Consider the following 18,985-nt stretch of genomic DNA (forward strand, 5'->3'; position numbering starts at 1 on the left):
GCGATTTTACACGCGACAGCTACAGCTGGTCTGTGAGACGTGTTGCCGTCTTCTCGCCGACGCCCTCGACGCTCGTGAGTTCGTCTGTCGAGGCCGTCCGGACACCCTCGACGCTCCCGAACCGCCCGAGGAGCCGTTTGCGCGTCTCTGGGCCGACGCCCGAAATCTCGTCTAACGGCGTCGAGACGTCGTCTCTGACGGTTTCGTGGTACTGCACTGCAAATCGATGTGCCTCGTCACGGACCCGCTGGAGCAGGTGTAATTTCGGGTCGTCACTCGGCCAGTTGTACGTCCTGTCGGGGGTGACGACGCGTTCCTCGGCTTTCGCCAGTGCGATGACGGGCACGTCCCAGCCATCGAGTGCGTCGCGGGCGGCGTCGAGTTGACCGTGGCCGCCGTCGATGAGCAGGAGGTCCGGCTGAGGGCGGTCGTCGTTTCCTGCCTGTGCGCGCTGTGCCCGCCAGCCGACGAGTTCGGCCATATTGCCGTAGTCGTCGTTGGTCTCTGTGAGCCTGCGCCGGCGGTACGCGCTCTTTTCGGGCGTGCCGTCGACGAAGACGACGTTGCTGCCGACCACACTACGGCCCTGGGTGTGGCTCACGTCGAAGCCTTCGATGCGGGTGGCCGCGTCGATGCCGAGCGCGGCGGCAAGCGCTGTCGTCTCGTCGCGGTCACGGGCAGGTCGGCTGGCGTTTTTCATCGCGAGGTCGACCAGTGTCGCCTCCCGGCCGGCACCGGGGACGCGCAACGCGACACCGACACCCTCCAGCCACGACTCGATATCTCCGCCGGCGGGCTGTTCCGGACAGAGTATCACGTCCGGCAGGTCGGCCGCGGCGTAGTATTGCGGGAGGAAAGCCCCCAGAACCGTCGCTGGCTCGGGAACTGCTTCGGGTGCATCGAGGGTGTGTTGCTCTCGCCCGACGAGTTGGCCTCCTTCGGCGCGTAACACCGCGACCGTCGGCTCGTCACCGGCCAGGGAGACGCCGAGTACGTCGGTCTGGCGGCGCGTTCCGTCGGCGGTGTTGACCGCGGCCGCGCTGGCGTCCTGGAAGCTCTCGACGGCCGACAGCGTATCCCGGAGGTTTGCTGCCCGCTCGAAGCGCTCGGCCTCGGCCGCGGCCTCCATCTCGCGCCGGAGCGGGTCGGTCAACACCCCCGTCTCGCCGCCGAAAAACCGCTCGACCGCCCCGACGTCGGCGACGTAACTCTCCCGGTCTATTTCGTCTGTACAGGGGGCGGTACAGAGTCCGATGTCGTAGTCGAGACAGGGACGGTCGCGGGTGCTGTACTTGTGGTCCGAACAGCCGCGCAGGCCGTACACGTCTCGCAGTGCCTTCACGACGCTCTCGACTTGCCCGCGGTCGGTGAACGGTCCGAAGACGGTCGAGCCCGACTCTGGGTCTCTGGTCACCCGAATCTGAGGGAACTCGTGGCCGGTCAGCTCGACCAGCGGGTAGGATTTGTCGTCTTTCAGGCGGACGTTATACCGGGGGCGGTGGCGCTTGATAAGGTTCGCTTCGAGCAAGAGCGCCTGTGACTCGGTTTCAGTGACCGCCACCTCGATTTCCCGCGCGTGAGCGACCATCTGACGGATGCGCTCGCTGCGACTCCCGCTCACGTCGCCGTGGTCGGCGTACGAGCGGACGCGGTCGCGCAGGTCGACAGCCTTGCCCACGTACAGCACTCGGTCGCCGTCGAGAAACTGGTAGACGCCCGGCTCGGTGGGCAGGTCGTTTGCGCGCTGGCGGACCGCCTCGCTGTCCATCATCAGGGAGTACGGCTCGACAACTATGACGGCGTCGGTCGCGGTTTCAGTGGGCGTAAGTCTGCCCGCTCCCCTACCTGCGATATGCGCCTGCGCGAAGCCGGACCAACCAGCGGACCAGACGTTGTCATCGTGTTAGGGTGGGGGAACAGGCTCCACCACGAGAACGTCCAGTGGCTCTCAGACCAGCTTACCGAGGCCGGCTACCGGACACACACGTTCCAGATACCCGACGTTATCGACGACTTCGAGCGCGAGTACCTCGCGCCGGTCCGTGAGTACGTCGCAGAACTCGGGGCGGTCCGGCTCGTCGGCCACAGCACCGGCGGGCTCATCACCGCCTTCCTCGATTGGGCCAAGACCAACACGTATCTCAGCCCCTGGTGGGGCATTCCGAGCGGACCTGCCGGGCTGGACGTGGCGGTTCTCTCGGCACTGTCCCGGATTCCCACGCGTCGCCCGCTCGTTCCTGTCGGTCAGAGCGACCGCCAGTCGATTGGTGACCGCGCGACGGAGAAACAGCTTCGTGAGGGACCGACGCGGGCCGCGCCGTCGTTTCTCCGTGAGATACGGCGCGCTCACAGCGAGCGGCCACCGGTCTCGTCCGACGCTGTCGTCTTCTGTTCGCCCCGCGATACCGTCGTCAGCGTTCGCGCAATTGCGGAGGCAGCGTCGTTCGACCAGCTCGTCTTCTACGACGGCGGCCACGAGCTGTTTTCCTCGAAGAAACGAGACACGTACCGCGAGACGCTGCTCGATGCTGTCGCGAACGGCCGCGACGCGCTCGACGCGTAATCAGACGGGGTCGTCTTCGATGAATCCCTGACTGTCGTCGTCGCGTCCGTCTGCCGCCGTCGTCTGGCTGTCCGGGTCGGGGAAAATCGCCGCTTCGAGGCGGGTGGCGGCGTCCTCGGCGTCCTCGGGCCGAGGCACGTGCAGGTCCTCTTCTTCGCCTGCGAGTCGGATGACGAGCGTTGGCGTCCGCAGGTACCAGTAGACGCCGAGCAGGACCATCGCCAGCAACAGCGCGAGCGCGCCAACGTTCACCAGCAGCGTGTCGAGGTTCCGCAAGAGGGCGAACACCGACCGGGTGGCGTCCATGATGCCCCCGAGACCGACACTTCCGGCCGTTCCGGTGCCGAGCCCGAGACTGTCACCGAATATCGATTTCGGGTCGAAGGCGAGGCCGGCGACCAGGAGGGTAGCGCCGGCAGCGCCGGCGACGAGTCCGCGACGGCGCAGCCCCGACCAGGCGAGTGCACTGGCCTCGACGCCGGTGACGTTGGGGCGGTCTGCCTGTCTGAAGTTCTCGCCGTCGAGAGCCGGCGTGAACGCGATGACGCGGTGGCTGGTGACGACAACGCGGGCAGTCCCAACGTCGAGTTGCTCGCGAACTGTCTCTCCGTCGTAAAGCAGGTCGTCGACACGACGCTGCCAGCGCGACATGGCGCGCTCTACGTGACGGGCAATAAAGTACTCTCGGGTCCAGCAAACCCCGGCGACTCTCGTCGCAGGTATCTACTAGCTGTCGTCTGTGTTTGTCCGGACGTACGGTGCGATAACGGACGCGAACGCGTCCATGTCCCGCGTCTGGTACCAGGCACTGCCGGGACCGGTGAACTCGAAGACGAGTCCCTCGCCGCTCAGGACCGTCGACTTGAGGTCGCCGACCCGCCGAACCGAGTAGTCGATGTCGTCGTCCCAGGCAATCAGGTGTTCGTTGTCGAGGACGTAGGATTCACCGGCGGCTAGCTCCAGCTTTTCTAAGCCGCCGTAGGCGTCGATAAAGGTCGTCCCGGTCCCCCTGAGCGCGAGCGGCGTCAGACTCGCCTCACCGAGCATCGACTTGAGACCGCCGATTTCGGAGTCGATGTCGATGCCGTCGGTCGCCGCGAGGAAGGAGCCGTCCGTGGAGTACAGCGTCTCGTCGTGCAGGTCGTGGGACTTCACGTCGCCAGGCGTCGGCGGCGCGAGCGTCACCTGGCCCCGACTGCCCTCGGCGGTAAACTCGTTTGCAAAGGCGGACTCACCGCCGAGCAGCGACTTCGCTGAGCTGAGCAGGCCATCTCGGCTCGTTCCGGTAGAAATCGAGACGTTTTCCGAGTGGCCGACCATCGCGCCCGGCTCGGCGACAATCGACTCGCCGGCTTCGAGCGTGACAATCAGGTGTGTGTACGACGGCTTGTGGGTGAACTCGTAGTCCATTGGAGAGACTCATTGGGCCTTCTGTCGCCACATAAGTATGTTCTGTGGACTGTTTCATCTGCAGAGACTCGTACTCGGAGGATACAACAGCGACGAGTGCGAACGCCGGGTATGAACGACGAGACTGTCCAGACGTGGCTCGTCGAGCGCAGCTACGGTCAGAGCGAAGACCTCGTCACGCTGGTGTACGCGACACGCGACGGCGAGCGCCACGTGAAACAGCAGTTCTCTCATCGGATGCTGTTCGACAAGGAGGTCACCGCCGGACGCGACGTTCCTCCCGACCGCCTGGAAGCCGTCGCTGACGGCGACACGCGGGAGCGCTACCGTCAAGAGGCCGCCCAGATGGCCGAGAACCACGACCCCGACGAGGAGGTCTAATCACTCGATGTCGACGCCGCGGCGTTCGAGTTCCGCCACGAACGCCGATTCCGAGAGGGGCTCGACATCGTGCTCGTCGGCGTCGTCTCGCTTTCGCTGGCCGGGGTCGTCGCCGACGACGAGGAAATCCGTGTTCCCGGAGACGCTGCTCGTCGCGGAGCCGCCGTGGCGCTCGACAAGCTCCTGTGCCTCGCTCCGGGTGAACCCATCGAGCGAGCCCGTGAAGACGAAGGTCGACCCGGCGAGTTCGTCGCCGCCGGTCGCCGTTGCCGGCTGTGGGTCGACGTACTCCAGCAGTCGGTCGATGACCGCGGCGTTTTCCTCGGCGAGGAAGAAGTCACGAATCGCTGTTGCCACCGTCGGGCCGACATCCGGCACCGCCTCGAGCTCTGTCTCGTCTGCCGTCCGGACAGCCTCGAAGGTACCGAACGCTGTGGCGAGTTCGCGGGCGGTCGCGGAGCCGACCTCGGGGATGCCCAGTGCAGTCAGGAAATCCGCCAGCGGCGGCTGACGCGTCGCCTCCAGCTCTGTAACGAGGTTCTCGGCGCTCGTCTCACCCCAGCCCTCCAGTGCGGCGAGGTCTGTAACCGTCAGCTCGTAGAGGTCCGCGAGGTCTTCGACCAGGCCGGCATCGACCAACTGCGTGACGCCGGCTTCGCCCAACCCCTCGATATCCATCGCTTCGCGGCTGGCGTAGTACTCGATTGCCTGCTCGCGCTGGGCCGGACAGCCCAGCCCGGCTGGACAGAACGCCAGCGGCCCGTCGCGTTCGATTTCGCTCTCACAGGCCGGACATGCGGCGGGAAACTCGTAGTGGCCCTCGCCGCCGTCGACGACCTCGGTCACGTCGGGAATCACGTCTCCGGCACGCTCGATGGCTACCTCGTCGCCGACACTCACGCCGAGTCTGGCAATCTCGTCGGGGTTGTGGAGGCTGGCCCGCGAGACGGTGACGCCGCCGACCTCGACGGGGTCGAGCAGGGCCACCGGCGTGAGTCGCCCGGTCCGGCCGACCTGGACGACGATATCCCGCACGGTCGTTCGCTCGCTGCGGGCCGGGAACTTGTACGCGAAGGCCCACCGCGGGGCACGCGCTGTCGAGCCAAGCCGCTCACAAGCCGCGCGGTCGTTCAGCGTAATCACGGTGCCATCGATTTCGTAATCCAGCTCCTCCCGGCGGGCCAGCAGGTCGTCCCGGTAATCGAGGGCGGCTTCGATGTCGTCGACGACCTCGGCCTGGTCGGCCACGCGCAGTCCCCAGTCGGGGAAGCGGTCGTACAGTTCGCTGTGGGCCTCGAAGTCGACGCTCGCATCGAGGACACCGAAAAAGAACACGGCAAGGGGCCGCTCTGCGACAACGGAGGGGTCGAGCTGGCGGAGCGTCCCTGCCGCAGCGTTGCGTGGGTTGGCGAAAGGGTCCTCGCCGCGTTCGACCCGCTCGCGGTTGTGTTCCTGAAACGCCTCCCGAGGCATGTACACCTCGCCCCGGACTGCGAGGGTGTCGGGGCAGTCGCCCCGCAGGCGCTGTGGGACGCTCGGAATCGTCCGCACCTGTTCGGTCACGTCGTCGCCCTGTTGGCCGTCGCCGCGGGTGGCGGCGCGCTGGTAGACGCCGTCTTCGTAGACGACCTCCACCGAGAGGCCGTCGAATTTCGGCTCGCAGAGATACGTCACTTCTTCTCTGCCGAGTCCCTCGCGGACGCGGCGGTCGAACTCCCGCACGTCGTCGGCCTCGCCGCTCTGGTCGAGCGAGCGCATCGGCGCGACGTGGTCGACGGTCGCCAGTTCGTCCACCGGTACACCGCCGACCCGCTGTGTGGGACTGGTCTCCACCTCGAGGTCAAACGCCGATTCGAGCGCCTCCAGCCGGGCGAAAAGCGCGTCGTAGGTCCGGTCGCCAATGACCGGGTCCGCCCGCACGTAATAGCGGTGGTCGTGGTAGCGAATCGCCTCGCGGAGCAACGCCGCTTGCTCGCGTGCCGCTGTCTCGGTCAACGACTCGACGGCCTCGAACTCGGTGTCCGGGTCGGTGACATATGGGTTGTCTGTCGGAGCCTCGCTCGCGTCCATCACCGGTGTGTTCGCCCGTCTCCTCTAAAACGTGCGGGTTGCCGGTCGACACTCGCACTTGCTGATTTTGTTACGATTCTCACATGTATCGGCCACCAGATACTTTATCGACGCGAACGGATTTAGGTCCAACGTGTAGCATGGTGGGCGATAGCACACCTGGGGCTGGCACGGACGAGAGTGAGGACGAGACCAATCGGCTGCTCGCCGAGTTCAGCAGAGAGGACCTCGCTCGCCACCTCGCACTGTTCTACCGAGAGCCAGCGACGCAGCTATCGGCTGCGAGTACGTTCATTCGGTACGGTCTGCACCTGGGGCGGCGGTGTTTCTACCTGACCGACGCAAACACGAGAGATGCGATTAAGGCGGCGCTTCGGGACGCTGGAGTCGACGTAACACAACGGATGGCTGCGGGCGACCTCACGATTCGGGACGCCTCAGAGGTCTATCTGGACTCGGGTTTCAATCCCGAGGAGATGATAGCCACGCTCGAATCGGCCGTCGAGGAGAGCATCGAGATGGGATACGAGGGGTTCTGGGTGGCCGGCGAAAACACGTGGTGTTTTCACACCGAGGCGTCGTTCGACCACATTCTGGACTTCGAGGCCGAGTTCGACGCCACCTGTCCCGACTATCCCGTGACCGCGCTGTGTCAGTACGACATCGACCGATTCGGTGAAGAGTCCACCGCCAAGGCGCTGTGGACACACGAGCAGATTATCTACCGTAGCACCATCTGTGAGAACCCATACTACCTCACGCCGGACGCCTACCAGTCAGAGGCCGACTCGCAGCTGAACGCCAAGCTCATGCTCGAACAGACCCACGATCTCGCTCGCTCGCGCCGTCAGGTCACCCAGCGCGAACAGCGCCTCGACGTCGTCAGCCGTATTCTCCGGCACAACATCCGCAACGACCTGAACGTGGTGCGGACGAATCTCGAACTCATCGAGGAGGAAAACAGCCTCACCGAAACCGACAGCAAACGCCTCGAAACCGCAATCGAGCACGTCAACGACGTGTTCGAGATTGCTGACAAGGCTCGTGCCGTCCAGCAGACCCTCGACCACCTGCGAGTCGAGACACTCGCGCTCGACGAGACGCTCGCTCGGGCGGTCGACCGGGCGGAGGCGGCCGTACCCGGGGCGACAATCAGTATCGACGGCGAATCCGAGACGACAGTCGTCGCGGACTCGAATCTCGACGACGCGGTGGTCGAACTGCTGACGGCGATTCTCGACAACCAGGAGGAACAGCCGTCAGTCTCGCTCACTTGTTCGACACCTGCCGAAGGAACGCTGCGACTCGACATCCAGGCACCTGATGCCCTCTTTCCCGCGAGCGACCGGGCAGCCCTCGAGCGCGGGAGCGAAACCCAACTGGAACACGGACGCGGCCTCGGCCTCTGGCTCGCCAACTGGATTATCGAGAACGGCCACGGGACCCTCGCGTTCCCCGCTGAGGGCCCACAGCTCCGAATCGAACTCAACCGGGTCGCCAACTGACGGGACCACCCTAGCCGTTTGCCTGTATCGAGCTGAGTAGCTGTCGCGTGATATCGTCGTAGCCAAGGGTCTGTCCGCCGTGGTCGTCGACGAAGGCATCGGCATCTCCGTCCGCCGAGAACGGGAACAGGTCTGGTCCCATTCCGCCGGCCACGTCGCTGTTGACGACGTAGGTCAACTCGGTCGCGTCGGCGAACGTCTCGGGAGCGGTCGGTGACGGCATCCGGGGTCGTCCCTCGCGTTCTGTGAGACTCCAGTCGACACTGGTGTAGTCGGTGACATAAACTACCTCGGCCTCCCAGCCGCGGTCGCGACGCTCGAAGTGATAGGGAAAGAGCCCATCGGCGAGCGTGTGAAACCAGGCCAGGCTCGGGTCTCCCTCTCCCTCGGACTGTTGGAGGGGTTGTGGCTCGTTGTCCGCGTAGAATATCTGGCCGTTCGGGCCACCGTGTGGGCCGATTTCCATCCCGCCCTGGTAGTCGAACTTGCCGCCCGAAAGCGGTACCGGCTCTGGCACGCCCTCCTCATCAGACCCAAGGATGTCGGTACAGCCGGCAAGCACGCTCGTGCCTGTCGCCGCTAGTGACCCGCGAAGAAACGTTCGCCTATGCATTATCTCTGCTAGCACCGACGTAGAAAAGGGAGTTCTGGTGTGTCTCTCGAACCTAGAGGCCCGCCACGTCCTCGATAGCGTCGGTCAGTGCACGGATACTTTCGAGGTCGTGTTCGCCCATGTGACCGATACGAAACGCCTCCTCGGTCAACGGCCCGTAGCCACTCGAAAAGACCATGTCGTACTCCTCGGAGACGGCCTCGATTGTCGCCTCGACGTCGATGTCTCGCGTGTTCTCGACGCAGGTCACCGTCTGCGAGCGGTACCCCTCCTCGGCGAAGAGACCGAAATGCTCGCGCGCCCAGTCGCGGGTGTAGGCGGCCATCTCCCGGTGGCGGCGGTCCCGCTCCTCGTGGCCCTCCTCGAGCATGTGTTTCATCTGTCTCCGGTAGGCGAGCATCAGCGGGACAGCCGGCGTCGAGTGGGTCTGACCCTTCCGGTCGTAGTAATCGAGGGCCCGCTGGAAGCCGCCGTACCACGAGGCGGAGTCCGACGCGACCTCCCGCTCGTAGGCCGCGTCGCTGACGGTACAGACCGCGAGCCCCGGGGGCATGGCGAATGCCTTCTGTGTCGAGGTGAAGATGGCGTCGATGCCGCTGCCCTCGATGTCGATGTAATCGCCGCCGAGACAGGAGATTGCGTCGACGATAAAGTAGGTATCGGGGTACTCTTTGAGGACCTCGCCAATTTCCTCGATTGGGTTGCGAACGCCGGTCGAGGTCTCGTTCATCACGGCACCGACAGCGTCGTAATCGCCGGCTTCGAGCGTCTCGCGGACGTCCTCGGGCTTGACTGCCTTTCCCCACTCGTACTCGATGCGGTCGACCGCTTTGCCCAGTCGCTCGGCGACGTTCGCCTGCCGTTCGCTGAACGCTCCCGAGGTCGGGACGAGCATCCGGTCGTCGACCAGATTGAGCGTCGTCGCCTCCCAGAACTCGGTTCCCGAGGCTGTCAACACCATCACGTCCTGGTCGGTGTCGAGGAACTCTTTGGTGTCCTCGACGATAGTCGTATAGAGGTCTGTCATCCGCTCGGAGCGGTGGCCGAACATCGGCTCGGCCATCGCCTCGATAACCTCCTCACGGACCTCCGTGGGTCCTGGCAGATACAGCGTCTTGTCGGTGTACTCTTGATTTTTGGTCACCCGGACCACCTAGCTGTACCTTTCGACGAACCCGTATGGGCGTTGTGGTCCCGGCAGCCAGCCCCAGAACACGACAGCCACGGACCGATGCAGTTGTCGATACCGCCAGCGCTCTCTCACTCGGCAGCCAACAACCCGGATTCGCTGCCGTAATTCTGCTCGGCAAAGAGTAACGCGACCAGCGCGAAGATGATGATACCGTATGAGCCAGCAGCCAGCAGCGCGTCCATCGTCGACTCGTACTCGCCCGTGCGGAAAATAATCGCTTTCCTGACCATCGCGATGACGCCGGTGTAAATGACGAGCTGGACGATACGCCGTGTCTCGTTCTCTTCGACGTACGCGAGCACTGTCTGATACACCTCGACGATAATCAAAAGCAGCAGTCCCGTGTCGATAAAGCCGATGACGACCAGCGGGTCCGTGATACTCCCCGACTGCATCGCCTCGAATATCTGCAACATCAAGTCGACGACGCCTATCGCAAAGAGTGCGGCAAAGACGGTTGCGGCGGCCAGTTCGACGCCCTGCACGAACCGGCCGATGACGAGCGAGTACCGCTCTTCTAAGGACCGCGAGCGTGTGTCGTCTGGCTCGGATGGCCCCTCTGGCGTCTGTTCGGTGTTGTTCATGTCTCTTTTGTGGTGCGCTCTCGCTCGGCACTCATCTGATATATTGTGTATGGACTGCCCACGTATATATCCCGCCGTGCCCCCCAGACCGCCGGCTGCGGACTCTCTCTGACCTGTGGCGTCGGTCGCCTATGTAACGTCGAGGCGGAGCAACACAGGTAACATGACGGCGGCGATTGCGACCTCAGCGAGTCCAACAGCGAGAAAGGCGACCTCGAAGCTGACGCCGCCGGCAAGCGTCGCCCCGCCGATGATGCCGGTCAGAAAGCCGAGGCTGCCAAAGACGTTGAATCCGCCCATCGCGATGCCGCGCTGTGTCGGGGCCGCCAAGTCGGTCACCAGCGCCATCGTCGCCGGCGCAACGAGCGCACCGAGTACCCCGACGACTACCATCGCCGCGCCCGCGGTCACAACTGTCGGCGCGTAGAAGACGCCGACGATGGCGACGCCGTAGCCAAGAGAGCCGACGGCGACGGGGACGATGCGACCGATACGGTCCGAGAGCCGGCCCATCGGATACTGCAACAGCGCGAAGGGAACGAAGAAGGCACCGAGCAGGAGGCCGGTCCCGGCCGCGCCGATATCGAACGCAGACTGGAAGTAGACCGTCCCGACGAGCGCGAAAAAGCCGGCCGTGAGACGGTCGATAAAGCCAAACGCGAAGGGGACGACGACCGCCGGACGGTCGCGGACGCTGTCGAGGATAGCCCGCAGGTCGCGGCCACCGGACGCGGGCGTGCGGTCACTCGCAAGCGTCGCAAGCACGCCGGCACCGGCCAGCGCGACCGTCGCCCCGTACAGCGGGACGAGGGTGCCGACCTCGTATAGCTGGCCGCCCAGCGGCGACCCCAGCGCGGTCCCGCCGCCGATGGCGAGACCGGCAGCCCCCATGTTCCGGCCGTGGCCGCCGTCGAGGTCCATCAGCGTCGTGATTGCCAGTGAGAACGCGCCGATTGTGGCGACACCCTGGCAAAAGCGGAGCCCAAGTACCCAGGCGTATGGCACTGCCCCCACGCTCGGGAGGAGTGCCAGCGAGAGGTAGCCGACCGCGCCGCCGACGGCACCGAGAGCGATAAGCGGCGTCCGGACGCCGAGGGCATCACTCGCCGCGCCCCAGAGGCCGGCACAGAGAACGAACCCCAGAAACTCCGCGGTGAGAAACCACTTCCCGGCGTCGAGGACGGCACCGACATCGCCGCCCCAGGCGGCCGGACTCGCGCCGAGTTCGGCGACCAGCGCCGGAATCCCGGGATAGAGGAGGACCTGCGCGAACAGGACGGCAAAGACGACAGCCGCGAGGAGCGGGCGGTCGCGCTGGGGTGTTGTCACTGCGACGGTGTTCGATGTCGATAGACAAGCAGATAACGGTCCAGCGTGGTCACAGGGCGCGGACCAACACCAGCGCGTCCTCGCCGTCGCCGTAGTACTCCGGGAGAGTGCGCCGGTGGTCGAAGTCGTGGCTCCGGTAGAGCCCTCTGGCGGTCTCGTTGCTCTCTCTGACCTCTAGCTTGACCGACGCAACACCCTCACCTTCGAGAACGGCGAGGGCGCGGGTCAACAGGAGGGTGCCGACGCCGTCGCCGCGACGGGACGGACTGACGGCGAGGTCTTTGATGTGCCCCAGGTCGCGCCCGTGAGAGTCGATAACGTCGGCGACGACGTAGCCGACGACGGACTCGTCAACGGCGACGAGAAACCCTGGTTCGCCGAGATAGCTCTGGAACGCGGTAAACGGCCAGGGCTGGTCGAACGACTCCTCCTCGATGCGATAGACCGGGAGGAGGTCGTGTCGCTCGGCCTCCCGAACTGTCGGCGTCGACCGCTCGGGCGCTGTCGTCGTCACGCGCGGGAGTACGTGGTCCTGACACAAATGTGTACTGTCGAGAACAGACGACGGCGAGACAGAAGCGACCGGCTCACTCGAACTTCTCGAAGGGCTGTTGACACTCGTTACAGAAGTGCATCGACCGGCACAGCGAGGGTCCCTTCGGATGCTCACGCTCGGTGTCGGTCGAGCCACAGTACGGGCACTCTGCGCCCGACGTTTCGCCGCTCGTGGTGACACTTGGGTCCTGTTCGCTCATTCTATGCTCATGCCGAACTCCCGGAGTGATTCTTTGCCCTGTTCGGTGACGAGGTCGACCGACCAGTCCGGCGACCAGACGAGCTGGACCTCCGCGTCGTCGACGCCGTCGACGCTCTCTGCGGCCGCCTCGACGTCGTCGAGGATGAGTTCGCGCGCCGGGCAGCCACTGTAGGTCAGCGTCATGTCGATGGTGGCCGTTCCGTCCTCGAGTTCCAGCCCGTAGATGAGCCCCAGGTCGACGATGCTGACAGGCATCTCGGGGTCCTCGACGGTGTATAGCTGGCTCCAGACCTCGCGTTCGAGTCCTTCCGCGTCGTCGCCGGTCGCCGGTACGTCACCGACCGCGCGCTCTTTGGTGTCGTAGTCGGTGTACGAGCAGGCGGTGGCGTCCGGGTCTGCACGCGGACGGTCGTAGTCGCTACTCATCGTCCTCGTCCATGAGTCTCGTCGCCGTGTCGCGCCCGAGGTTGCGATAGGTGCTCGTCATCTCCTCGTGCAGCGAGTGCCAGTGGTCGGTGTGGTCGTTGTCTCGGCCGACCGGCGTCGCTGGCTCTGTGTCGGTCGGGACCGCGAAGCCCTGCTCGGTCAGGAAGGAATCGACGCGCTCCGCCCAGTCGGCGCGCATCTCGTCGAGGCTCCGTGTTCGGATACCGAGCGCTTCGATGTCGGACTCGACGTCGCCGACAGGCTCGAAGATGGTCAGCGCGTACGGGTAGAGCTTGTCTATCGCCGCCTGGACGCGCTCGCTGGCGTCGTCGTCGAGCGACATCCGTTCCAGCCAGCTACGGGCGTGTTCGAGGTGGTACTCTTCTTCGCCCTGGATGCGGTCGGTCCGGTCACGAATCGGGGCGTACGTCGACTCCTCCAGTGCGGCGAGGCGAATCTCCTCTGCAACGTCGTAGAGGTAGCCGCGCACGACGGCGTCGGCCCAGTCGCCTTCCTCGAAGGGAAGCTCGACGAGCGTGCTGTGCTGAAAGTCGTCGGGGTCGCTCTCGTAGATGAGCGACTCCTCCGTGTAGCCGAGCTGCTGGATGGCGTCGTACCACAGGCGCGCGTGGCCCAGTTCGTCCTGTGCGTTGTTCGAGACAGCAAGGTCCGATTCGAGTGTCGGTGCCCGGACCTGCCAGAACGTGTACCGTTCTGCCTGGACGAGTTCGTCGTCGGCCAGCCGGAACAGCTGTGCTTCGACTGCGCGCTGTTGGTCTTCCGAAAGCTCCGTCGGGTCGCCGAGGTCTGCATTTGTCGTTGACATTACATCTCACCTCGCTGTTTTTCGGCCTCGATTTGCTCGGATTCGGAGGCCTCGACTTCTTGTGCGGCCGGGTCGACGTTGTACGTCTGTGCGAACCGGTAGGACTTGTTGGTCGTTCCGCCAAAGTTCACGTCGTCGGCTGTCACTTCGCCGATGTACTCCGTCTCGACGACCCAGAGGCTGTGGGGGTCGTCGTCGGTGAACGTATCGAGAGCGGCCTGTTTGGCCTCGGCGACTCCCGTGGCGTCGAGTTCGCCGCACTCGGTGTGATAGCCGCCGGCCCGGTCCTGACGGAACACCGTCCACGCCGTCTCGTCGCCGCCGTCGGCGGGCTCGATATCCATGCCCGGCGCGACGTGTGCAATCTTCTCCTGTGGGGCGACCCACAGGGCGGTGGTCGGCTTGCGACGACCGTGCTGGATGACTGCAAACTGCTTTGCCATCTCTCGGTCCGGCGCGTGTACGTCGCGACAGTGGACGAAGTTGTCGCCCTCCTGTTGCTGTCGGAAGACTTCCCAGATCATGGCTCTCAGTCCGCCGCCTGCGGTTTGGGGCTGTTACCTGCGGTCGTCTGGCCGTCCATCATGTTCCGGACCCACTGGACGGCTTCCTGTGCCTCCCGGCGACCGTTAATCTGCTGGATGCTGCCCTCGTACTCGTTTTTCGAGACGGTGAAGAACTCGTCCCAGTCGAGGTCATCCTCGACGACCTCGTAGGTGCCGTCGCCGTTGTCACGGATACGGGGTTCGTCCGGGATTTCGAGCCCGTAGTTTTTCGCTTTCTCCATGTAGCGGTTCAGGAACGAGTTCCGGAGCTCGTCGTTCGTCGCGGTTTTCAGTCCGACGTCCGCGGCGAAGTCGTGGTGCGTGCTCGCGTCGTCACTCGGGCCGAAGAACTGGAGGATACGCGGCCACCACTCCTCGAAGGCCTCCTGGACCATCTCTTGTTCCCGCTTCGAGCCGTTCATCAGCTCACGAAGGATGGACTCGCCGTGTTTGACGTGCATCCCTTCCTCGAAGCAAATCTTGTCCATCGCGTGGGCGTAAGGCTCCCAGCTCGATTTCTTCAGCGTCGCCTGGCGGCGCATCGCGGCACCGTCGACGAAGAAGGCAATCATCGGCGTCTCGACGTAGCTCTCCATCGGGTAGTGGAAGCAGTTCAGGAACTTCCCGTCACCGTTTGCGAGGTCGTCGAGCATCTCCTCGCGAGTCTTGATGCCCAGCGACTCCGCGGCGCGGTAGAGCATCTGTCCGTGGCCGATTTCGTCCTGGACCTTCGCCGAAAACGCCAGTTTGCGCTCGATGCTCGGCGCTTTCCGGATGAACGGTCGCTCCAGGTACGCCCCCATTATCTCGCTGTTGGCGTGGAACTCAAGCATTCTGGTGGCCGCCTTGCGGTACTCCTCGGGCATGTCGTCGGTCGGGTTGAACTCCCGGGACCCTGCGCGCTCTTTGACTGTCTCGATGTCCATTGTCATCTCTCATGATTATACATGTGAGGACAGGACAAAGCAATTGCCCCGTCTATATGGGGTATTTATATACTCGCGGGCCGTAGCGACGCCGAATGATAGCGGAGTGTCTCGTCGTCGAGTTCGAGGTCGAGGGCGACGACTGTCCGCTGGCAGCCGCGACGCGGGCCACAGACGCGCGCATCGAGGCCCGGCCGCCCCAACTGCGAGAGGACGGCAACGTCCTGTTGCAGTTCAGCGCGCCCACCGATGAGGCGCTTCGGGAGACACTCGACGACGACGACCGGATTCGGTATCTGCACGTCGCCGACGGTCGCCAGGAGGCGACCTACCGCTGTCTCTCGAAACACCCGTGTGTCGTCCACGAACTCGTCAGCGCCGGCTGTATGGTCGAGTCACTCCAGTACGAGGGCGGCCGTGCGCTCGTCATGGGTGCGGTCGTCGGCCGGACTGTTCTCCAGGGCGTGATGGAGCGTGCCGGTGACACCGTCGGCGTCAAGCTCAGGCGGGCCTACCAGCTCCAGAGCGAAAGCGAGCCGAGTCTGACCCAGCAATGGGACATCACGCCGAAACAAGAGGCCTGCATCCAGGCGGCGCTCGAAGTCGGGTACTTCGACGTACCGCGTGAAGCGACCGCCCAGGAGGTGGCCGACCACCTCGACATCAGCAAGTCGGCGTTTCTCGAACGGCTCCACCGCGCCGAGCGGACGCTATTCCGACAGCTGTTCCTGTAGCCGTTACGCGAAGCCAAACAGCGACCGAAGTTCACTCTCGATGCGCGTGACAAACTCCTCCAGCACCGCTTTGACCTTGTCGGCCTCGGCCGGCACAGCCGCGATGCGGTCGTCGGTGTCGTCGGGCAACGCTACCCGAAACGTGCCGTCGCCCTCGTAGACTGGTTCGCTCTCTGCGAGTATCTGCCGATCGATGGCGCGCAAGATGTTCGAGGGGTACTCGCCGTGGAGCTGGTCGTAGGCGTTCGAGTAGGCCGTTTCGAGCTCTTCGAAGTAGTGGACGTACTTCTCGTCGAACTTTTCGGGGTCGAAGTCGGTCACGGGCACACAGACGGCACCTCGCGGGTAAAACGTTCCGGGAGGTCTGACTACTGCCTTTGGTTCAGAGTGCGTAAGCTAGCGGTCCGAACGGGGGACGAAATCCTGGTGGTCAGGGCCGGTGTAATGTGCCCGGGGACGGATGAGCCGGTTGTCGGCCTGATATTCGAGGACGTGACCGACCCAGCCGCCGACGCGAGACATCGCGAAGATGGGGGTATAGAGGTCGATTGGGATGCCAAGCTGATAGTAGACCGACCCGGAGTAGAAGTCGACGTTCGGGGCGATGCCCTTCTCGCCGAGTCCCCGCTCGTCGAGCAGGTACTCCTCGACGCTCGTGGTGTAGTCGTACCAGCGCGGCTCGCCGCTCTCGACGGCGAGGTCCTCGCTGAACTCTTCGAGAATCTTCGCACGCGGGTCTTTCACGTCGTAGACGCGGTGGCCGAAGCCCGGAATCCGCCGTCCCTCGTTGATAGCGTCCTCGACCCAGTCGATTGGGTCCTGACCGCTCTCGTCGAGTTCGATGAGCGTCTCCATCACGTCCTGATTTGCGCCGCCGTGCCAGTGGCCGGCCAGTGCGCCGACGCCGGCGGTGACGGCGTTGTAGATGTCGGCGTAGGTGCTGGAGACGACCATCGTGGTGAACGTCGAGGCGTTCAGGCCGTGGTCGGCGTGGAGGATGAGCGCCACGTCGAAGATGTCGGCGGCGACGTCGTCTGGCTCCTCGCCGCTCAGCATGTAGAGGAAGTTCGCGGCGTGGCCGAGGTCGTCTCGCGGGTCGAGCGGTTCCTCGCCGTTCCGGTACCGGTCGAAGGCCGCAAGCACCGTCGGAATCTTCGCGGTGATACGCCGGCCTTTCCGGAGCGCCGCGTCCATGTCCTCGGGGTCGGCGTCGGACTCGGGGTCTGAGGAAGACAGCATCGAGACGAGCGTCCGGAGCGCGGCCATCGGCTCTTCGTCGCTTTTGGCGAGCAACTCGGCGGTCTGCAGGACATCGTCGCCGATGGTCCGCTCACTTGCCATCGCCTCGGCGAAAGCCTCGTACTCGTCGTCGTCCGGGAGGTGACCGTGCCACAGCAGGTAAAGTACCTCCTCGAAGTCGGCGTGTCGGGCCAGGTCCTCGATACGGTAGCCGTGATAGCGCAGTTCGCCGACACTCCCGTCGATGACGCTCAGTTCCGTTTCGTCGACGACAACACCCTCCAGCCCGCGGTGAACCTCGGGCTTGGTCGCTTTCTTGAGCAAGTCTGCCATACCTGCACTATCACGCCACCGGTAAAAAACGTCGTTGGTGTCTGCTCTAGTAGTCAGAAATTCCGGCCTGGACGACGCCCGAGACGTTCTCGAGTTCGCTGGTGAGCAAAACGATGAAGTCATCGAGGGTGACGATACCGGCCAGGTCGCCGTCTTCGACAACCGGGACGCGTCTGACACCGCGCTCGCGCATCCCTTCGAGGACGTCGTAGATGCTCTCGTCGGTTTCGACGGTAAAGAGGTCCTCGGTCATCACGTCGGCGGCGGCGATTGTCGCAGAGTTTTTCCCCTCGCCGATGACATCGAGCGCCAGGTCTCGGTCGGTGACGATACCGACTGGCGTCTCGTCTTCGGTCACAATAACGCTCCCGACGTTTTTCTCTTCGAGCAGCGCCGAAATCTTGCGGGTCGTCGTCTCCGGGTCTGCGGTGACGACATCCGTACGCGCCATCTCTTTGATTGTCATTGTCACGTCGACAGATGACCGCCGCGTAGGAAAAGGCTCCTATCTCTGCTCGGACCCGGGCCACCGTGCTGACACGTTCTCTGCCTCTCGAAGAATGCGTTATCCTCTCTTAATCACTACATAGTACAACGGGATGGTATAGTCGTCTCATATAAACGGATATTCGAGGACAGTCTGAAACCGCAGGTGATGCTTGGAGACAACACGGGTGGCTTCTCGCGCCGTAGCGCACTCAAAACGACGGCAGCGGTGTTCGGAACCGCGGCCATGGGGGGTACTGTTGCGGGGCGGAGCGATAGCATTGACCACAACAGCAACGACGATAGCGACGACAGCGACGAGAACACCGACGACAACGAGGGGCGACAGGACGACGTTCACGTGACGGCACATCGGGGATACGCGGGGCTGTTTCCCGAGAACACGGTCGCCGCGGCAGTCGGTGCGTCTCGACTCGGCGCAGACCGCATCGAAATCGACCTCGAAGCGACCGAAGACGGTGAGATTGTGGTGTTCCACGACGCCAAGCTCGACGACCTCACCGACGAGAGCGGCGCAGTCGGTGAGACCGCCTCTGAGACGGTGTTACAGGCCGAAGTGCTCGGGTCAGGCGAGACGATTCCGACACTCGCCGAGGTACTCAACGTCACCGACCCAGCCGTTACCGTCAACCTCGAATTCAAAGACTCCGGGCCGCTGACCTGGACGGAGTTCACCGAGCGGACACTGGAGATTGCCCGACAGTATCCGGGGGAGTTCTACGCGTCGTCGTTCGACCCCGACGCGCTGCGTGCCGTCCGGGATGTCGACGACAGCGTCGACGTGGCACCCATCTTCTACGAGAACAGGGAGGAAAACGTCGAAATCGCCCGCGAACTCGACGCCGAGGCGATGAACCCCTACCACGGCCTGCTCGACGAGGAGTTCGTCGCGACGGCACACGAGGAGGGGCGCGAGCTCAACGTCTGGACAATCGACAGCTGGCAGGTCGCCACCGGCCCCATCGACGTCGGCGCCGACGGCCTCATCGCCGACTATCCGATGGTGTTCCAGACCGGCCAGTATCCCGGGATGGAGGACTAGACC

At 64.3% G+C, this 18,985-nt stretch carries 22 protein-coding genes and 1 pseudogene; 5 read left to right on the forward strand and 18 right to left on the reverse strand.

The features are described 5' to 3' along the window. Window positions 1-19: 19 nt before the first annotated feature. Window positions 20-1,768: an excinuclease ABC subunit C gene (locus BLR34_RS13695; RefSeq protein ID WP_092704002.1), complete on the reverse strand. Its 1,749-nt coding sequence runs from the start codon at window positions 1,766-1,768 to the stop codon at window positions 20-22. Window positions 1,769-1,852: 84 nt separating this feature from the next. Here BLR34_RS13695 and BLR34_RS13700 point away from each other — a divergent pair, with 84 nt between their 5' ends. Beyond that, window positions 1,853-2,563 (forward strand): alpha/beta fold hydrolase, encoded by a 711-nt coding sequence (locus tag BLR34_RS13700; protein WP_092704004.1) that lies wholly within the window; start codon window positions 1,853-1,855, stop codon window positions 2,561-2,563. On the opposite strand, the gene BLR34_RS13705 is transcribed toward BLR34_RS13700, so the two are convergent. Both BLR34_RS13705 and BLR34_RS13710 read right to left on the reverse strand, forming a co-directional pair. Beyond that, on the reverse strand, window positions 2,564-3,214 hold the full coding sequence (locus tag BLR34_RS13705) for a hypothetical protein (RefSeq protein ID WP_092704006.1): 651 nt from the start codon (window positions 3,212-3,214) through the stop codon (window positions 2,564-2,566). A 75-nt stretch (window positions 3,215-3,289) separates the two neighbouring features. Next, window positions 3,290-3,973, reverse strand: a complete 684-nt coding sequence (locus BLR34_RS13710; RefSeq protein ID WP_092704008.1) for a TIGR00266 family protein — start codon at window positions 3,971-3,973, stop codon at window positions 3,290-3,292. 111 nt (window positions 3,974-4,084) lie between these two features. Here BLR34_RS13710 and BLR34_RS13715 point away from each other — a divergent pair, with 111 nt between their 5' ends. Continuing rightward, window positions 4,085-4,354, forward strand: a complete 270-nt coding sequence (locus BLR34_RS13715; protein ID WP_092704010.1) for a DUF7967 family protein — start codon at window positions 4,085-4,087, stop codon at window positions 4,352-4,354. Here the strand turns inward: BLR34_RS13715 and ligA are convergent, their stop codons facing one another. After that, complete coding sequence (ligA, locus tag BLR34_RS13720; protein WP_092704012.1) at window positions 4,355-6,424, reverse strand: NAD-dependent DNA ligase LigA; 2,070 nt, start codon at window positions 6,422-6,424, stop codon at window positions 4,355-4,357. 143 nt (window positions 6,425-6,567) lie between these two features. On the opposite strand from ligA, the gene BLR34_RS13725 reads away from it, so the two are divergent. Next, window positions 6,568-7,929 (forward strand): MEDS domain-containing protein, encoded by a 1,362-nt coding sequence (locus BLR34_RS13725; protein WP_176765333.1) that lies wholly within the window; start codon window positions 6,568-6,570, stop codon window positions 7,927-7,929. Between the two features lie 10 nt (window positions 7,930-7,939). On the opposite strand, the gene BLR34_RS13730 is transcribed toward BLR34_RS13725, so the two are convergent. The 11 genes and pseudogenes from BLR34_RS13730 to paaA form a co-directional block, all read right to left on the reverse strand. After that, window positions 7,940-8,542 carry a nitrous oxide reductase accessory protein NosL gene (locus tag BLR34_RS13730; protein ID WP_092704016.1) on the reverse strand — a complete coding sequence of 201 codons (603 nt, stop codon included), beginning with the start codon at window positions 8,540-8,542 and terminating at the stop codon, window positions 7,940-7,942. A 52-nt stretch (window positions 8,543-8,594) separates the two neighbouring features. After that, window positions 8,595-9,686, reverse strand: coding sequence for a pyridoxal-phosphate-dependent aminotransferase family protein (locus tag BLR34_RS13735; protein ID WP_092704077.1), 1,092 nt, complete (start codon window positions 9,684-9,686; stop codon window positions 8,595-8,597). A 116-nt stretch (window positions 9,687-9,802) separates the two neighbouring features. Then, window positions 9,803-10,318: a phosphate-starvation-inducible PsiE family protein gene (locus BLR34_RS13740; protein WP_092704018.1), complete on the reverse strand. Its 516-nt coding sequence runs from the start codon at window positions 10,316-10,318 to the stop codon at window positions 9,803-9,805. A 129-nt stretch (window positions 10,319-10,447) separates the two neighbouring features. Next, window positions 10,448-11,647, reverse strand: a complete 1,200-nt coding sequence (locus BLR34_RS13745) for an MFS transporter (protein WP_092704020.1) — start codon at window positions 11,645-11,647, stop codon at window positions 10,448-10,450. 49 nt (window positions 11,648-11,696) lie between these two features. Further along, window positions 11,697-12,161, reverse strand: a complete 465-nt coding sequence (rimI, locus tag BLR34_RS13750) for a ribosomal protein S18-alanine N-acetyltransferase (RefSeq protein ID WP_092704022.1) — start codon at window positions 12,159-12,161, stop codon at window positions 11,697-11,699. Between the two features lie 73 nt (window positions 12,162-12,234). Further along, window positions 12,235-12,402: a 1,2-phenylacetyl-CoA epoxidase subunit PaaE gene (gene paaE / locus BLR34_RS17100; protein ID WP_176765335.1), complete on the reverse strand. Its 168-nt coding sequence runs from the start codon at window positions 12,400-12,402 to the stop codon at window positions 12,235-12,237. Then, window positions 12,399-12,830, reverse strand: coding sequence for a 1,2-phenylacetyl-CoA epoxidase subunit PaaD (gene paaD, locus BLR34_RS13755; RefSeq protein ID WP_092704024.1), 432 nt, complete (start codon window positions 12,828-12,830; stop codon window positions 12,399-12,401). The genes paaE and paaD overlap by 4 nt, the downstream gene beginning before the upstream one ends. Next, on the reverse strand, window positions 12,823-13,656 hold the full coding sequence (gene paaC, locus BLR34_RS13760; protein ID WP_092704026.1) for a 1,2-phenylacetyl-CoA epoxidase subunit PaaC: 834 nt from the start codon (window positions 13,654-13,656) through the stop codon (window positions 12,823-12,825). The genes paaD and paaC overlap by 8 nt, the downstream gene beginning before the upstream one ends. Next, window positions 13,656-14,000 (reverse strand): phenylacetic acid degradation protein PaaB, encoded by a 345-nt coding sequence (locus tag BLR34_RS13765; RefSeq protein ID WP_368086101.1) that lies wholly within the window; start codon window positions 13,998-14,000, stop codon window positions 13,656-13,658. The genes paaC and BLR34_RS13765 overlap by 1 nt, the downstream gene beginning before the upstream one ends. 15 nt (window positions 14,001-14,015) lie before the next feature. Continuing rightward, window positions 14,016-14,180, reverse strand: a pseudogene (locus BLR34_RS17625) (PacF protein); the annotation flags it as partial. Window positions 14,181-14,185: 5 nt separating this feature from the next. Beyond that, window positions 14,186-15,127: a 1,2-phenylacetyl-CoA epoxidase subunit PaaA gene (gene paaA / locus BLR34_RS13770; protein ID WP_092704079.1), complete on the reverse strand. Its 942-nt coding sequence runs from the start codon at window positions 15,125-15,127 to the stop codon at window positions 14,186-14,188. Between the two features lie 95 nt (window positions 15,128-15,222). On the opposite strand from paaA, the gene BLR34_RS13775 reads away from it, so the two are divergent. After that, a complete protein-coding gene (locus BLR34_RS13775) occupies window positions 15,223-15,861 on the forward strand; it encodes a helix-turn-helix domain-containing protein (protein WP_092704030.1) in 639 nt (212 codons plus the stop codon). A 3-nt stretch (window positions 15,862-15,864) separates the two neighbouring features. Here BLR34_RS13775 and BLR34_RS13780 read toward each other — a convergent pair whose 3' ends face one another. The 3 genes from BLR34_RS13780 to BLR34_RS13790 all read right to left on the reverse strand — a co-directional run bounded on the left by BLR34_RS13780 (window position 15,865) and on the right by BLR34_RS13790 (window position 17,899). Continuing rightward, window positions 15,865-16,182 (reverse strand): DUF5783 family protein, encoded by a 318-nt coding sequence (locus BLR34_RS13780; RefSeq protein WP_092704032.1) that lies wholly within the window; start codon window positions 16,180-16,182, stop codon window positions 15,865-15,867. Window positions 16,183-16,257: 75 nt separating this feature from the next. Beyond that, window positions 16,258-17,433 (reverse strand): citrate synthase, encoded by a 1,176-nt coding sequence (citZ, locus tag BLR34_RS13785; RefSeq protein WP_092704034.1) that lies wholly within the window; start codon window positions 17,431-17,433, stop codon window positions 16,258-16,260. Window positions 17,434-17,479: 46 nt separating this feature from the next. Beyond that, window positions 17,480-17,899, reverse strand: coding sequence for a CBS domain-containing protein (locus BLR34_RS13790; protein WP_092704036.1), 420 nt, complete (start codon window positions 17,897-17,899; stop codon window positions 17,480-17,482). 189 nt (window positions 17,900-18,088) lie between these two features. On the opposite strand from BLR34_RS13790, the gene BLR34_RS13795 reads away from it, so the two are divergent. Then, window positions 18,089-18,982 (forward strand): glycerophosphodiester phosphodiesterase, encoded by an 894-nt coding sequence (locus tag BLR34_RS13795; protein WP_092704038.1) that lies wholly within the window; start codon window positions 18,089-18,091, stop codon window positions 18,980-18,982. Window positions 18,983-18,985: the final 3 nt, after the last annotated feature.

This window comes from Halovenus aranensis, assembly GCF_900100385.1.
Taxonomy (GTDB): Archaea; Halobacteriota; Halobacteria; order Halobacteriales; family Haloarculaceae; genus Halovenus; species Halovenus aranensis.

Coding starts and splice junctions, on each gene's coding strand:
- ligA (WP_092704012.1), bottom strand. CDS start 6,424: ATGGACGCGAGCGAGGCTCCGACAGACAACCCATATGTCACCGACCCG.
- BLR34_RS13715 (WP_092704010.1), top strand. CDS start 4,085: ATGAACGACGAGACTGTCCAGACGTGGCTCGTCGAGCGCAGCTACGGT.
- BLR34_RS13740 (WP_092704018.1), bottom strand. CDS start 10,318: ATGAACAACACCGAACAGACGCCAGAGGGGCCATCCGAGCCAGACGAC.
- citZ (WP_092704034.1), bottom strand. CDS start 17,433: ATGGCAGACTTGCTCAAGAAAGCGACCAAGCCCGAGGTTCACCGCGGG.
- BLR34_RS13730 (WP_092704016.1), bottom strand. CDS start 8,542: ATGCATAGGCGAACGTTTCTTCGCGGGTCACTAGCGGCGACAGGCACG.
- BLR34_RS13700 (WP_092704004.1), top strand. CDS start 1,853: ATGCGCCTGCGCGAAGCCGGACCAACCAGCGGACCAGACGTTGTCATC.
- BLR34_RS13710 (WP_092704008.1), bottom strand. CDS start 3,973: ATGGACTACGAGTTCACCCACAAGCCGTCGTACACACACCTGATTGTC.
- BLR34_RS13695 (WP_092704002.1), bottom strand. CDS start 1,768: ATGGACAGCGAGGCGGTCCGCCAGCGCGCAAACGACCTGCCCACCGAG.
- paaD (WP_092704024.1), bottom strand. CDS start 12,830: ATGAGTAGCGACTACGACCGTCCGCGTGCAGACCCGGACGCCACCGCC.
- BLR34_RS13795 (WP_092704038.1), top strand. CDS start 18,089: ATGCTTGGAGACAACACGGGTGGCTTCTCGCGCCGTAGCGCACTCAAA.
- BLR34_RS13705 (WP_092704006.1), bottom strand. CDS start 3,214: ATGTCGCGCTGGCAGCGTCGTGTCGACGACCTGCTTTACGACGGAGAG.
- BLR34_RS13790 (WP_092704036.1), bottom strand. CDS start 17,899: ATGACAATCAAAGAGATGGCGCGTACGGATGTCGTCACCGCAGACCCG.
- paaA (WP_092704079.1), bottom strand. CDS start 15,127: ATGGACATCGAGACAGTCAAAGAGCGCGCAGGGTCCCGGGAGTTCAAC.
- BLR34_RS13775 (WP_092704030.1), top strand. CDS start 15,223: ATGATAGCGGAGTGTCTCGTCGTCGAGTTCGAGGTCGAGGGCGACGAC.
- BLR34_RS13765 (WP_368086101.1), bottom strand. CDS start 14,000: ATGGATATCGAGCCCGCCGACGGCGGCGACGAGACGGCGTGGACGGTG.
- paaC (WP_092704026.1), bottom strand. CDS start 13,656: ATGTCAACGACAAATGCAGACCTCGGCGACCCGACGGAGCTTTCGGAA.
- paaE (WP_176765335.1), bottom strand. CDS start 12,402: ATGAGCGAACAGGACCCAAGTGTCACCACGAGCGGCGAAACGTCGGGC.